Origin of the sequence: Paenibacillus sp. WLX2291, assembly GCF_046603665.1 — a bacterium.
Taxonomy (GTDB): domain Bacteria; phylum Bacillota; class Bacilli; order Paenibacillales; family Paenibacillaceae; genus Saccharibacillus.
Genome location: NZ_CP176755.1, coordinates 2429071 through 2442587 on the forward strand (window position 1 = coordinate 2429071; position 13517 = coordinate 2442587).

Here is a 13517-nt window from a genome sequence, read left to right on the forward strand (position 1 = left end):
AACCAACAGAAGAGAGTGGAGTGAGTATGTTAGCATACATCGGAGTTGCTGTTACTTTATTAATCGCGCTGTTACTGGCTCGTCCAATGGGCTTGTATATGGCTCGCGTATTTGATTATAATCCGGGGCGTCTGGATCGCTGGTTCGGACCACTGGAGAAATTGATTTTTAAAATAGGCGGTATTCGCCAGAGCAACCAAACGTGGAAGCAATACGCCGCAGCGTTGCTAGTGAGCAATACAATTCTGATTTTGATTGTATATATCGTTTTTCGATTGCAGGACAAGCTGCCGATGAATCCTGCGGGTATCGCAGCGATGAGCCCGGACCTAGCGTTTAACACGGCAATCAGTTTTATGACAAATACAAATTTGCAGCATTATAGCGGAGAAAGCGGATTGTCGCTGTTCTCGCAAATGACAGCGATCATTCTAATGATGTTCATGTCACCAGCTACTGGTATTGCTGTAGCAATCGCATTTATTCGTGGGCTGGCGGGCAAGCCACTTGGTAACTTTTTCGTCGATCTAACACGAGCAATTACACGTATTTTGTTACCATTAGCGATTGTGGCTGCACTGGTATTCATCAGTCTGGGCGTACCGCAAACGATGCAAACGTCGGTTACTGCCAATACGATGCAGGGTGTACAGCAAGAGATTGGCATGGGACCAATCGGCAGCTTCCTGGCGATCAAAGAACTGGGCAATAACGGCGGTGGCTTCTTCGGTGCCAACTCAGCGCATCCATTTGAGAATCCGAACGGTTTTAGTAATATGCTGCAAATGCTGTTGATGCTGCTTGTACCGATGTCCCTGCCTTTTACGTATGGACGTATGGTGAACAATCTGAAGCAAGGACGCGTATTGTTCGTTTCGATGGCGATGATGTTTATTGTCATGCTGAGCGTATCGCTATACGCCGAGCATCAGGGCAATCCGCTGATCAATCAGCTCGGATTGCAGCAAAGTGCAGGTTCAATGGAAGGGAAAGAAGTACGCTTTGGCGTAGAGCAATCATCATTGTATTCGGTCGTAACGACTGCTTCTGAAACAGGCGCAATCAATACGATGCACGATACGTTGACACCGCTTGGCGGCATGGTCACGATCAGCAATATGATGCTGAATACAGTCTTCGGTGGCTCTGGGGTCGGTATGATGAACGTACTCATGTATGCGATTATATCAGTCTTTCTGTCCGGTCTGATGGTTGGGCGTACACCAGAATTCCTCGGTCGTAAGATTGAAGGAAAAGAGATGAAGCTGATTGCGGTTACGCTATTAATTCAGCCACTACTCATTCTGGCACCTACGGCGCTGGCACTCACGTATTATCCAGATACAATCTCCAATCCGAGCTTCCATGGATTGACGCAGGCATTATACGAATTTACATCTTCTGCGGCTAACAACGGATCAGGGTTCGAGGGATTGGGCGATAATACGCCATTCTGGAATATTTCGACTGGTGCAGTCATGTTTATAGCACGCTTCTTTTCGATGGTAACTCTGCTTGCCGTTGCTGGTTCGTTGCTCGCCAAGACGCCAGTTCCAGAAAGCAGCGGTACACTGCGTACCGATCAAGCGATATTTGGTGGTGTGTTCGTTGTGATCGTCGTGTTGGTTGGCGCATTGACCTTCTTCCCGGCGCTCGTACTGGGGCCGATTGCAGAACAATTGACCCTGTAATCTCATAACATGCTATATATCGCGCTGTATCCCACAAGCGATATCGTGATATCACCAACGTCGTTATATCATTAACGACATAGGCTGCGCCATGAATCCAAACATCAATACGTGTACATTCAGGTATGTCCATACAATAGAAATAAGTGACAATCAGGTGGAGGAATCAGCAATGAAAAATCAAGCTTCCGTGATGAACCGGGAACTGATAACGAAAGCATTACAGCAGTCGTTTGTAAAATTAAACCCGCTGCTTATGATCAAAAATCCGGTCATGTTTGTCGTCGAAGTTGGACTGGTGATTAGCATTCTACTGATCTTCGTTCCAAACGCATTTGGCGAATCGGTATCGACTGGTTTCAATATTACCGTTTCTCTGATCCTGCTGCTGACGATACTATTCGCCAATTTTGCCGAAGCACTCGCAGAAGGACGCGGTAAAGCACAAGCAGATTCACTCAAAAAAACGAAAAAAGAAATTACCGCCCACAAAGTCGATGGGGAACGCATCATCGAAGTACCGTCCACCGATCTGCGCAAAGGCGATATCGTCAAAATAACGCAGGGTGAAATGATCCCCGGTGACGGTGAAGTGATCAAAGGTCTGGCATCTGTAGATGAATCCGCCATTACCGGTGAATCAGCACCTGTAATCAAAGAAGCCGGTGGCGACTTTAGCGCTGTGACTGGCGGTACCATGGTCATCAGTGACGAGATCATCGTGCGCATTACTAGCGATCCCGGTGAATCGTTTATGGATCGTATGATCAGTCTCGTGGAAGGTGCTGAACGTCAGAAGACGCCGAATGAGATTGCGCTCAATACCGTACTGATCAGCTTGACCATCATCTTCCTCATGGTCGTTGTGACCTTGCCATTTATGGGCAACTATCTCGGCATCAATCTGGCTGTACCGGTATTGATCTCACTGCTAGTCTGTCTAATCCCGACAACAATCGGTGGATTGCTATCTGCAATTGGGATCGCCGGGATGGATCGGGTTACCCGCTTCAACGTACTGGCAATGTCCGGTAAAGCAGTCGAAGCATCCGGTGATATCAATACGATCATTCTCGATAAAACAGGTACAATCACCTACGGTAACCGGATGGCGAGCGAATTCGTTCCAACCGACGGTCATACCGCTGAAGAAGTCGGACAATGGGCAGCGATCAGCTCTGCTTACGATGAGACACCAGAAGGACGTTCCGTACTGGAATTGATGAAAAAGCAAGGCTGGACGTTTGATCAGGATGCACCTGTCGGTGCTGATGTGATTGAGTTTAAAGCCGAGACGCGCATGAGCGGTCTGGATTTAAACAATGGACGCAAAGTACGCAAGGGCGCTGTTGATGCAGTTCGTAACTGGGTGACCGCTCAGGGCGGAACGATCCCGCCATCGCTGCAAGCAAGCAATGACAAGATTGCTTCTGCGGGCGGTACACCACTCGCTGTTGCTGTCGATAACGAAATCTACGGATTGATTTATTTAAAAGATACCGTCAAAGCAGGCATGCGCGAACGGTTTGAACAAATGCGCAGTATGGGGATCAAAACGATCATGTGTACCGGTGATAACCCGCTGACCGCTGCTACGATTGCTCGCGAAGCAGGGGTAGACGACTATATCGCCGAAAGTACACCAGAAGACAAAATTGCTGTTATTCGCCGTGAACAGGCACAGGGCAAACTGGTCGCCATGACCGGTGACGGTACGAACGATGCGCCTGCGCTGGCACAAGCGGATGTAGGTATTGCGATGAACAGTGGTACAGTGGCAGCGAAGGAAGCTGCCAATATGATCGACTTGGATTCCGACCCATCCAAAATTATCGAAGTCGTCGCGATTGGTAAACAATTGCTTATGACTCGCGGCAGTCTGACGACCTTCAGTATCGCCAATGACGTCGCCAAATATTTTGCCATTATCCCGGCAATGTTTATGGTCGCTATTCCTCAAATGCAGCTGCTGAACGTCATGAATCTGCATTCACCAGCATCAGCGATTCTGTCCGCCCTGATCTTTAACGCGATCATTATTCCCATTCTGATTCCGCTGGCGATGAAAGGGGTCGCTTACAAGCCGATGAGTTCCACCCGATTGTTGCGCCGCAATTTGCTCATGTACGGCGTGGGTGGTGTAGTGGTTCCATTTATCGGTATCAAGCTGATTGACCTTATCGTCCAATGGTTTGTCTAAACGACATCCTATCCAGCAAACCCCAATTTGAGAGGAAGACATTATCGTGAAAAATGTATGGATAAGTTTGAGAACAACGGCGATCTTTTTCCTGATCTGTTGTGTCGGTTACCAGTTGATCGTGACTGGTATTGCCAGCGTCGCTCTGCCCAAGCAGGCGGCAGGCAGTCTCATTTATAACAAAGACAATCAAGTGATCGGATCCGAGTTGATTGGTCAATCCTTTACTGATCCACAGTACTTCCAAGGACGCGTATCCAGTGTCGAATACAATGCCAACGGTTCAGGCTCGTCCAACTTAGCGCCTTCCAATCCAGAGCTGATCAAACGGATGCAGGAGTCCATCGCCACTTGGCAGCAGCAAAATCCGAATGTGCCGATATCTCAGCTGCCGATGGATCTGATCACCAACTCCGGTTCCGGTCTTGACCCGGATATTACACCGCAGGCAGCACAGGCGCAGATTCCGCGTATTAGCAAGCTGACAGGCGTGTCAGAGCAACAATTGCAAAGTCTGATCACGCAACATACTACTTCGCCGCAACTGGGTATCTTCGGTGAACCGGCTGTGAATGTACTCAAGCTGAATATCGCACTGCAACAATTCAAAGCAGGTTCAGGATCATGAGTACCTTCCGGCGCAAAACGCCTGAAGAACTGCTGCAGATGATCTCCAAGCTCAAACAGGGAAAACTAAAAATCTATATCGGAGCCGTTAGCGGCTCCGGTAAAACATATCATATGCTGCGTGAAGGCCAACTGCTCAAACAGGAAGGTCTTGACGTGGCATTATGTGCTGTCTCGACCTTACAACGTCCAGAAACGGTGCAGCAATTGGGCGATCTGGAGCGTATTCCGAGTATCCACTGGATGAAGACGGACAAGTCCGGTCAACCGGTTGAGCAAAAGGATCTGAATCTCGATGCCATTATAGAGCGCAATCCAGAAGTATTGCTAGTCGATCATCTCGCTCATCGCAATCGTCCAGACGCAACTCATGAAACTCGCTGGGAGGATATCCAGTTCTTGTTGCAGCGCGGTATTAGCGTGATGGTTACGGTCAATGTGTATGAGCTGGAAGGAGCGGCGCAACTCGCACGGCATTATGTTGGTCGCGAAGTTGATTGTACTGTGCCAGAGGATGTGCTTGTGCAGGCGGACGAGGTACGATTGATTGACGTAACGCCGGAAGTGATCTTGCAACGTCATTCTGCCGGACATCTGTCAGGTAGCACAGATAGCGATTATTTTGAAAAAGGTAATCTGTCTGTGCTGCGCGAACTGGCACTGCGTACCGTAGCAGAAGGTGTGAGCGGTACATTGGAAAAGCATCGCGCCGAACAAGGCTTGAGCGGACCAACCGGTACAACAGAGCGGATTATGGTGCTGGTACAATATCATTGGAACGGTTCGATTTATATCCGGCGCGGGCAACAGATTGCGCGGCGTCTAAGCGGTGATCTGCTAGTCGTTTCCTTTCGCAATCGCGGAGTGAAACCAACGAATGAGGAAAGCACCTTTCGGCGATCTTTTCGCGATTTGACGGATCAGGTAGGCGGCGTATTTGAGGAGATTCTAATTCGCTCACGCTTTGATCTGTCCCGGCAAATGGTGCAATTCGCTCGTCAGCATCAGGTGACTCGCATCGTACTTGGTCATTCCCGGCAAAAGCGCTGGCAGGAGCTAATCAACAGTTCGGTGGTGAACGGATTGCTGCTGCATACACGGCATATCGATATTTTCCTAATGGCAGATCGTGCCGAACAGGAGGGAGAGCGCATTTTGCCAGCTCGTACTGCCGCTGTGAAAAAGCCGGAAAATTATCGTCGTCTGCCGTCCGATGAGATCAAGCGTCAGATTGAGCACATTCAGCGTGGCACATTCAAAGTGTATGTAGGCGCAGCGCCTGGTGTCGGCAAGACATATACAATGTTACGTGAAGGCAGAGAACTGATGCGCCAGGGCATCGACGTAGTGATCGGTCTACTAGAAACGCATGGACGAAAAGAAACTGCTGAACAGGCAGAGACATTGCCCTTAGTACCACGTCAACAAATTCCATATGGTGAACGGATGCTGGAGGAAATGGATGTGGATGGTATTATCCGCCGCAATCCTGAGGTAGTACTAGTGGACGAACTTGCGCACAGCAATGTACCGGGGAGTCGCAACAGTAAGCGGTACGAGGATATTCGCGAGCTACTGGATGCAGGGATTGCTGTCATTTCCACTGTGAACATTCAACATTTGGAAAGCTTGAACGATGCAGTGGAGCAGATTACGGGGATCAGGGTGCGAGAAACGGTGCCAGATTATATTTTACATCTGGCAGACGAAGTGGAAATGATCGACGTGACACCGCAAACGCTACGTCAACGGCTAAGTGAGGGCAAAATTTATGCCGCCACCAAGGTGGAACAGTCGCTGAATAACTTTTTCAAGCTAGGCAATCTGATTGCGCTGCGAGAATTGGCATTACGCGAAGTAGCGGATGATGTAGATGAACGTCTGGAGTCGTGGGAGCGCAGTGCATCATTACGTGGACCGTGGCGCAGAGAGGAAGTGATCTTTGTCGGAGTGAAGCTGGATCATGAAGCCGAACGATTGATCCGCCGCGGATTCCGTACCGCCTACCGGTTAAAGGCAAAGCTGATCGTGACGTATATTCATACTGGTAGTGAACAGTCGATGACTGAGGAGCAGCGAGGGAAAGCTGACAAATTCGGCAAATTAACCCGGCGATTGGGCGGACAATTTGGAGTACAATATCGCCCTCAATGCGCAGGCATGAAGCAGCTCGCACGCTGCATTAATGAAGAAGCAGTACGGCATGAAGCGACTCAGATGCTACTCGGACAATCAAGCACACCACGCTGGAAACGATGGGGTCGCGAATCGATTTTGAAAAAAGTACTGCGTGAATCGCGGAATATGGATGTGTTAGTCGTAGCCGACAGGGATTGAATGCTCCTGTGCGGCTACGACTTTTTTGTGTTTTGTCTCTTCACAGTAGTATCGTTGTATACTCATGAACCGATACGGATATTCCCTGATGTCGAGCGGAGCTGAATCTCACTTTTGGGATTGATATTGTGCTGTGGAGCCGTTACTGTACCGGATTCCGATTGTGCATCATATCCAGTAGAAGTAGCTGGAGGATGAGCAAGTATAATATCGCCAGAATCAGTCGTAATCTGCAAGGATTTGTGTTTGGATGGATTCTTATTCTGGTCAGTAAGCGTCGTCTGATTAATGACAATGTCACCCGATTCCGATTGAAGATGAGCGGAACCATGCAACTGCTGTACATTCAGTTTGCCTGAGCCAGCGTTAGAAATTAGCTCGCCTTGAACCGAACCGAGCTTCATATCACCGGAACCAGATTGTACATTCAGTGACGAGCCTTCCCATTGTTGCAATATCATATCGCCTGACGATGTTTTTAACGTTACATCACCATTCAGATGTTCTGCTTTGATTCGCCCAGACACGGACTGCACAGTGATCTGTTGTGCCTGCACATGATTCAGGTTCGTCTGCGCGGATGTAAGATGGAAATCGGCACTGTCCAGACTATCAGGATTGGCAAGCTGCACAGTAATATGCTGTACGTGCGGAGATAATTTGGGCGTTCGTAGCTGCCATGGCTTGCGCTGCAATTGCATCTCGATATTCAATATTCCATTTTGCACATTGGTTTGCTGCAAGTTGGTGCGAATAGCCGAGGTGACTTCACCTTCCAGCATAATATGATCCTGCTGATCTGGGCTATCTGTAAATTGGACGGCAATCTCATAGCCGGATTGAATGCGTAGATGCTTGAACTCACCGCTCTTTGCTTGCCATTGCCGGGTATAGACTTCATTGGTCGGTGGACCATTCAGTTGTAGTGCATTCACGCCCCATATGCCTGCTAATACGATCAGCAGCACGGGCACAATTATGTAAATCCATCTATTTCGCATCATTACCTCCTACGGTGGATACGGGTTAGATTATCGTACCATTCCCGTTTTACGAAAGCAAAATGGACAAATAAAAATCGCTTCATGCCTGACTTGCAGACATGAAGCGGTGGAGTAAAGCGTCATATGTGGATCAATCATTGCAATGAGACGTAAATGAACTTAGTAATTAACGCGTGTACCGATACTGTTCAGCATCGCTTCGGTAAATTCACCAGTTGCTACATAGTTTACAGTTGTGATATCGGATTGAGTGCTATGCAGACCATTGTAGATTTGTACAGAAGCATCGTTAGTCAGACCTGCGCTCAGTGCTGGAATGATAGTTTGTTTGGTATCAACTGTATCACCAGCTTGTGCTTGGCTGATTACGCCGTCTTTGCTGTAAACCCAATCGATGTTGCGACCCAGTTGTTGATAATCAGCAACCGGAGTGATGAAGTTTACGGAAGAGCTGTAAGCTGCTACATTTGGCGTGGTACCTTCTGTGTTACTTACATTGCTGTATACGCCAACAGTCAGATCTGGTTTGATTGTTTTGATGTCTGTGCTTACTTCTGTGATGTAGTTTGCCAGTTGATCGGATTTCCATTGATTCCATTGTGCAATTTTGGAGTTGCTGGAGCTTTTAGTGAAATCGATTTTTTTCGGATCAACATTGTTAGTGCTGCGGAATTGACTGATCGTTGTTGTATTCATATCAACACGGTTCGTATCAAAGTCCATGCCGCTTAGTACAACGCCGTCTACATTGTAGTTTGTAACTACTTCTTTGACAATGGAACGTTCGTAACTTTGAACATCAGTATCAAACGGATTTACATAGTAGCTGCTACCGTTTTGACCAGTGTAAGTGGAGATGTTGCCGTTATCGTTGATCGTACGCATTTGCCAAGAAGAGTTTACACCGATTGCGGCTTTATCTTGGAATTGTGGAATCCAAGCTTGTACTTTGATGCCATATTCATGTGCTTTTTCAATAACAGCTGCCAGAGCGTCAAAGTCAGTGTAACCTTCAGCTTCAGGAGCGATTTTGCTATCGTAGAACGCATAACCGGATGAACCGTTTACGTCGCTATCTTGTTTTACGCTCATGTTGATGACGGATACGTGATTGCGTGCTGCTTGTATAACAAACGAGTTCACATCATCAGCATTTTTGAAATTGGCTTCGGTTTGGACGGTAACTTCTGTAGTGATTGGAGTGGTGGTTGTCACGGCATCTGCTGCATTTGCAGTAGAGACTTGCCATGGCATAATAGTCAGAGCCAGCAGAGCGGCAGACAGGGAGTAAGCTAATTTTTTCATCGTTGATCGCGATCCTTTCGTTATGGAAACATGGTGTATAAAAGTGGGCAAATTCTTAAAACGACACATTCTTACTTTTTACAACTGTATCATTATAATATGAATAAATAATGAACGGTAGCGACAGCAGAGCGTGTAACACAGAGCCAGCAGAAGAAAGACGGACGAAAGGTTGGAAACCTTACAATTTTGCCAGCAATAAACTTAATTTTAAAGAATTTTGCACTATTATATTAGGTATACTATATATTACGTAAGCTAAACAAAAAAAGTTGCATTTATTTTTAAAATATTTTGAAAAAAATAAATTTATTTTGAGAATCGGCATTTTATTAACGAAAGACAATTATTGGTTTACAAAATAGATCGCTATTATTGTTAGTATGCAGATGATCAATGATGGGCAAAGTTTTAACTTGCCTGCTTTTCATGGTAAGGTAGAGAGGTGTCTCTACCTGAGGTATTACCCGTTTTATCGGCAGCGGTACAAAAGATTGAAGGGATTGGAACAACTTTTTGTAGGGATTCGCGTTTAACCACATAGAGACCAGATTATGAATGAATGCTCAAGTTTCTCCGCTGGAAGCTAAGCGGCTGTCTATTTGCTGGTGAACGGACAGTCCACCATCGCTGCATACATAAAGACAGACAGTGATATATCGGAATTCAATCGGTTATTGGCAGACATCAACTATCATTTTACGAACAGAAAGGATCGACATCATGAAGACATTCAAAACATTACTATCTCTTGGCTTGCTCGTAACTTCATTTACACCGGCATTGGCAGCACATGCAGAATCATCCACCACGACTCCGCAGGCAACGGTTCAGACAACGACTGCAACAACGGAATCAACCAATGATGCTTCAGCATCACAGAATACAGCACAGGAACAACCATCCATCAATTCGCAATTTTTTGCCAAGCAAAAAGCGGCAGTGTTGCGCGATCTGGCTGGTAGCGATCCAGTAACAACTGCGGGTACGGAAGATCAGAGCACAACGAGCACAAGTCAACAATTGAAAAAAGCAGATTATACCTATATGACTGTTACCGGGGAAGTGTACAGCTCCCAGCGTGGTTATCTCGGTTCAGCGAAAAAGGATGACGAGACTGACAACTCGCGTAGTGCCACCCAGTTTGATCCGAACAGTCCGATTTCGGTCAAAGATGTGAATGGTGGAACAACAGGTGCGTTTGAACGTCGTCAGCTTGATTTTGAAGGCTTTGATAGTATCAACTCGGACATTACCTTGCCAACAGTAAGCGGATTGGGTGAAGGGGAGCAGCCGTGGGTATATTATGGTTTTGATTCGCAAAGCGGCAATGCGATCGAAGCCGGGTACGCATATCAAACGGGTACGCATCGCTGGTTGCCTTATATTCGTTCCAATGGATTTTACTATGGTGATTCTACCGTACAGAAATACGATACTAACCAGATCAAAAATGTGAAATTCTATCTGGCAAAAACGGTTAGCTCGGATACGTATTACAGTGCCTATTTTGTCGTTGATAATGCGCAAATTCTGATCGCACCTACCAAATGGACAGACAGCGATACGAACTCGACTTCGGTCAAACGTGTAACGTCTATTGCCAAAAAAGCATTTGATGGCAGCAATATTCTAGGTCGTACGATGAATCAGCGTTACGAGAATGTACAGGTGTCTCGTTTTAATGAAGAACAGGCGTATCCATGGAGCCAGTACACCGAATATACGGAAAATCGTAACGGACGCTGGTACGGAACACTTGATAATTCACCGAAATATGTACATCGTGACTGGATTAATTCTTCTATTTATAGCGATAATTAAAAGACGCATCTACTATATGCTCCCAAATAAAACCAGCGTTTCCCTATATCTGCTAAGGGAAACGCTGGTTTTTCATGATGCTGCTCATTTTTAATTGGAGTAGTGCAGTTAAATTTTCACGCTTGGCGCTACTTGTAACAGTTCCAGATGCACATCAACGGTATCTTCTTCATTTTCAAGCTTCGGCACCGAAGTGAAATAACTGTGTACCGTTGCTTGGAATGCAAGTTGACGGCCGGGCACCTGAACATTGATGACCGACTCATATAATGTAGAAGTGACATCATGATACTCCTGTTGACCTGTAATCACAAAGTCAAAAACAATCAGTGTACGTCCGGTTCCTCCATCTGCATCATTCAATTGGTCTTCCCGGTAATTCAAACCTTCTATTTGCAAATCGGCAATATGGATTAACGTGGATACGTCGGAAGTTGACATGGGATATCATCCTTTCTTATGCACTACCTCATAATAAATGTTTGTAGTTCACGTTAACCGAATTGTTCATGATTCAATCAGTACTCATCCAATCTTCAGATATCTGCTATGGCAGTTAGAATAGATTATCGCTTGTGCTGAATTTCTTCCTGTGCGGCAGTGATCCATTCTTCGATTGCAAGTGGCTGTTGCTCTGTCTCATTATAGCGGCGCACATTCACCAAACCGGATTGTTGTTCCTTTTCACCCACAACGAGAATGTAAGGAATCTTTTCCTGCTGTGCCTGACGCATTTTGTAGCCGAGCTTGTTGCTGGATAGATCGGCTTGTGCACGAATACCGGCAGCCGCCAGCATTTGTTTCACCTCATGTGCATAATCGGTATAGTGAGGGGAGACGGGCAATACTTTGGCTTGGATCGGAGCAAGCCATAACGGAAAGGCACCTGCATAATGCTCAGTTAAAATGCCAAGAAAGCGGTCAATGGAACCATATACCGCGCGGTGAATCACGACTGGACGATGCTTCATACTATCTTCGCCGATATAAGAGAGGTCAAATTTCTCTGGCATCTGAAAATCCAATTGAATCGTTCCACATTGCCAGCTTCGTTTTAGCGCATCCAGCACATGAAAGTCGATCTTCGGACCATAAAAGGCACCGTCGCCTTCATTTAACCGATACGCCACTCCGCGTCGCTCCAGCACATTACGTAGCGCTTGCTCTGCTTGCTGCCACAGTTCCTCAGAACCCATAGAATCATCAGGACGTGTCGATAGCTCCACTTCATAATCAAAGCCAAACACTGCATACATCTCATCAATCAGATCCATCGCACGCCCGATCTCGTCTTCAATTTGCTTTGGCAATACATACAGATGCGCATCATCTTGGCAAAATGTCCGTACTCGCATCAGTCCGTTTAATGCTCCGGAAAATTCATGTCGATGCACCTGACCGAACTCCATCATCCGCATTGGTAGATCACGATATGAACGCAGTTCGTTTTTATAAATCAACATATGCCCCGGACAGTTCATCGGTTTAAGGGCGAAGCTCTCCTGATCAACCTCGGAAAAATACATATTGTCCTTGTAATGATCCCAGTGACCAGATTGTTCCCACAATTCGCGATTCATCATAAACGGAGTACGTACTTCTTCATATCCACGCCGTAGCTGAATATCACGTGAGAAAGATTCCAGCTGTGTACGCAGCGCCATGCCTGCTGGCAAATAAAATGGCATTCCCGGCGCTTCTTCTGAGAACATAAATAACTTCAGCTCGCGACCAAGTTTACGATGATCACGTCGACGTGCTTCCTGCAACCATTGCAGATGCTCATCAAGCTGTGCCTTATGTGGGAAAACAACCCCGTATATGCGCTGCAAAACGGCATTGTCAGCATCACCACGCCAATACGCGCCAGCAACACTCATTAATTTGAAATGCTGCAATTTGCCTGTCGATGGTAAATGTGGACCACGATCCAGATCGCTAAACTCTCCCTGGTCATAGATCACAAATTCATCATCCTGCTGATTATCTTCAATCATTTGCAATTTATAAGGCTCATCACGCTGACCGAAAAAGTCCAACGCTTCTTGCCGATTCAGTACACGGCGAGTGATAGGAAGCTGCTGCGAAGCAATGCGCCGCATCTGTTTTTCGATAGCGGCAAAGTCATGCTCTGACAATCGTTGCTCCAATGCAAAATCATAATAAAAGCCCTGATCTACAGACAGCCCGATCCCCAGCTTAACCTGCTGCTCGCCGTATAATTGCTTAACTGCCTGAGCGAGAATATGAGCGGCACTCACCTGATAAATCGGCAATGCAGCTGGATCATCATCAGTGATAATTTCGAATGTGCCATTTGCGTGTACCGGAGTTTGCAGATCGACCAATTGCCCGTTCAACCAGGCAGCGACAGCACGTTTACCGAGCGAAGATTGGATAGAAGTGGCAATGTCATGCAGTGAAGTACCTTGTTCAACGATGCGTACTGAGCCATTTGGTAATTCCAATTGAAGTGGATATAACATAGTGAAAACCTCCCAATGAATGCAATGATGAAAGCGCAAAAAA

General features: G+C 46.6%; 9 protein-coding genes. 5 read left to right on the plus strand and 4 right to left on the minus strand.

The features are described 5' to 3' along the window. Nucleotides 1-26: 26 nt before the first annotated feature. The 4 genes from kdpA to ACDE64_RS10515 all read left to right on the plus strand — a co-directional run bounded on the left by kdpA (nt 27) and on the right by ACDE64_RS10515 (nt 6855). Nucleotides 27-1691 (plus strand): potassium-transporting ATPase subunit KdpA, encoded by a 1665-nt coding sequence (gene kdpA, locus ACDE64_RS10500; RefSeq protein WP_411350265.1) that lies wholly within the window; start codon nt 27-29, stop codon nt 1689-1691. A gap of 172 nt (nt 1692-1863) precedes the next feature. Continuing rightward, nucleotides 1864-3891: a potassium-transporting ATPase subunit KdpB gene (kdpB, locus tag ACDE64_RS10505; RefSeq protein WP_411349959.1), complete on the plus strand. Its 2028-nt coding sequence runs from the start codon at nt 1864-1866 to the stop codon at nt 3889-3891. A 46-nt stretch (nt 3892-3937) separates the two neighbouring features. Next, nucleotides 3938-4519: a potassium-transporting ATPase subunit KdpC gene (gene kdpC / locus ACDE64_RS10510; RefSeq protein WP_411349960.1), complete on the plus strand. Its 582-nt coding sequence runs from the start codon at nt 3938-3940 to the stop codon at nt 4517-4519. Continuing rightward, nucleotides 4516-6855, plus strand: coding sequence for a histidine kinase (locus tag ACDE64_RS10515; protein ID WP_411349961.1), 2340 nt, complete (start codon nt 4516-4518; stop codon nt 6853-6855). The genes kdpC and ACDE64_RS10515 overlap by 4 nt, the downstream gene beginning before the upstream one ends. Before the next feature lie 62 nt (nt 6856-6917). Here ACDE64_RS10515 and ACDE64_RS10520 read toward each other — a convergent pair whose 3' ends face one another. Further along, entirely contained in the window at nt 6918-7859 is a 942-nt protein-coding gene (locus ACDE64_RS10520; RefSeq protein ID WP_411349962.1) for a DUF4097 family beta strand repeat-containing protein, read from the minus strand. Between the two features lie 159 nt (nt 7860-8018). Beyond that, nucleotides 8019-9164 (minus strand): family 10 glycosylhydrolase, encoded by a 1146-nt coding sequence (locus tag ACDE64_RS10525; protein WP_411349963.1) that lies wholly within the window; start codon nt 9162-9164, stop codon nt 8019-8021. 723 nt (nt 9165-9887) lie between these two features. Between ACDE64_RS10525 and ACDE64_RS10530 the strand changes: the two genes are divergently transcribed. Then, entirely contained in the window at nt 9888-10988 is a 1101-nt protein-coding gene (locus ACDE64_RS10530) for a hypothetical protein (RefSeq protein ID WP_411349964.1), read from the plus strand. Between the two features lie 108 nt (nt 10989-11096). Here ACDE64_RS10530 and ACDE64_RS10535 read toward each other — a convergent pair whose 3' ends face one another. Beyond that, nucleotides 11097-11429, minus strand: a complete 333-nt coding sequence (locus tag ACDE64_RS10535; RefSeq protein WP_411346414.1) for a DUF3219 family protein — start codon at nt 11427-11429, stop codon at nt 11097-11099. Nucleotides 11430-11554: 125 nt separating this feature from the next. Beyond that, nucleotides 11555-13474 (minus strand): threonine--tRNA ligase, encoded by a 1920-nt coding sequence (thrS, locus tag ACDE64_RS10540; protein ID WP_411349965.1) that lies wholly within the window; start codon nt 13472-13474, stop codon nt 11555-11557. Nucleotides 13475-13517: the final 43 nt, after the last annotated feature.

Excerpts from the sequence above, each read along its gene's own strand:
- ACDE64_RS10530 (WP_411349964.1), top strand. The coding sequence starts at position 9,888 with ATGAAGACATTCAAAACATTACTATCTCTTGGCTTGCTCGTAACTTCA.
- ACDE64_RS10520 (WP_411349962.1), bottom strand. The coding sequence starts at position 7,859 with ATGATGCGAAATAGATGGATTTACATAATTGTGCCCGTGCTGCTGATC.
- kdpB (WP_411349959.1), top strand. The coding sequence starts at position 1,864 with ATGAAAAATCAAGCTTCCGTGATGAACCGGGAACTGATAACGAAAGCA.
- ACDE64_RS10535 (WP_411346414.1), bottom strand. The coding sequence starts at position 11,429 with ATGTCAACTTCCGACGTATCCACGTTAATCCATATTGCCGATTTGCAA.
- thrS (WP_411349965.1), bottom strand. The coding sequence starts at position 13,474 with ATGTTATATCCACTTCAATTGGAATTACCAAATGGCTCAGTACGCATC.
- kdpA (WP_411350265.1), top strand. The coding sequence starts at position 27 with ATGTTAGCATACATCGGAGTTGCTGTTACTTTATTAATCGCGCTGTTA.
- ACDE64_RS10525 (WP_411349963.1), bottom strand. The coding sequence starts at position 9,164 with ATGAAAAAATTAGCTTACTCCCTGTCTGCCGCTCTGCTGGCTCTGACT.
- ACDE64_RS10515 (WP_411349961.1), top strand. The coding sequence starts at position 4,516 with ATGAGTACCTTCCGGCGCAAAACGCCTGAAGAACTGCTGCAGATGATC.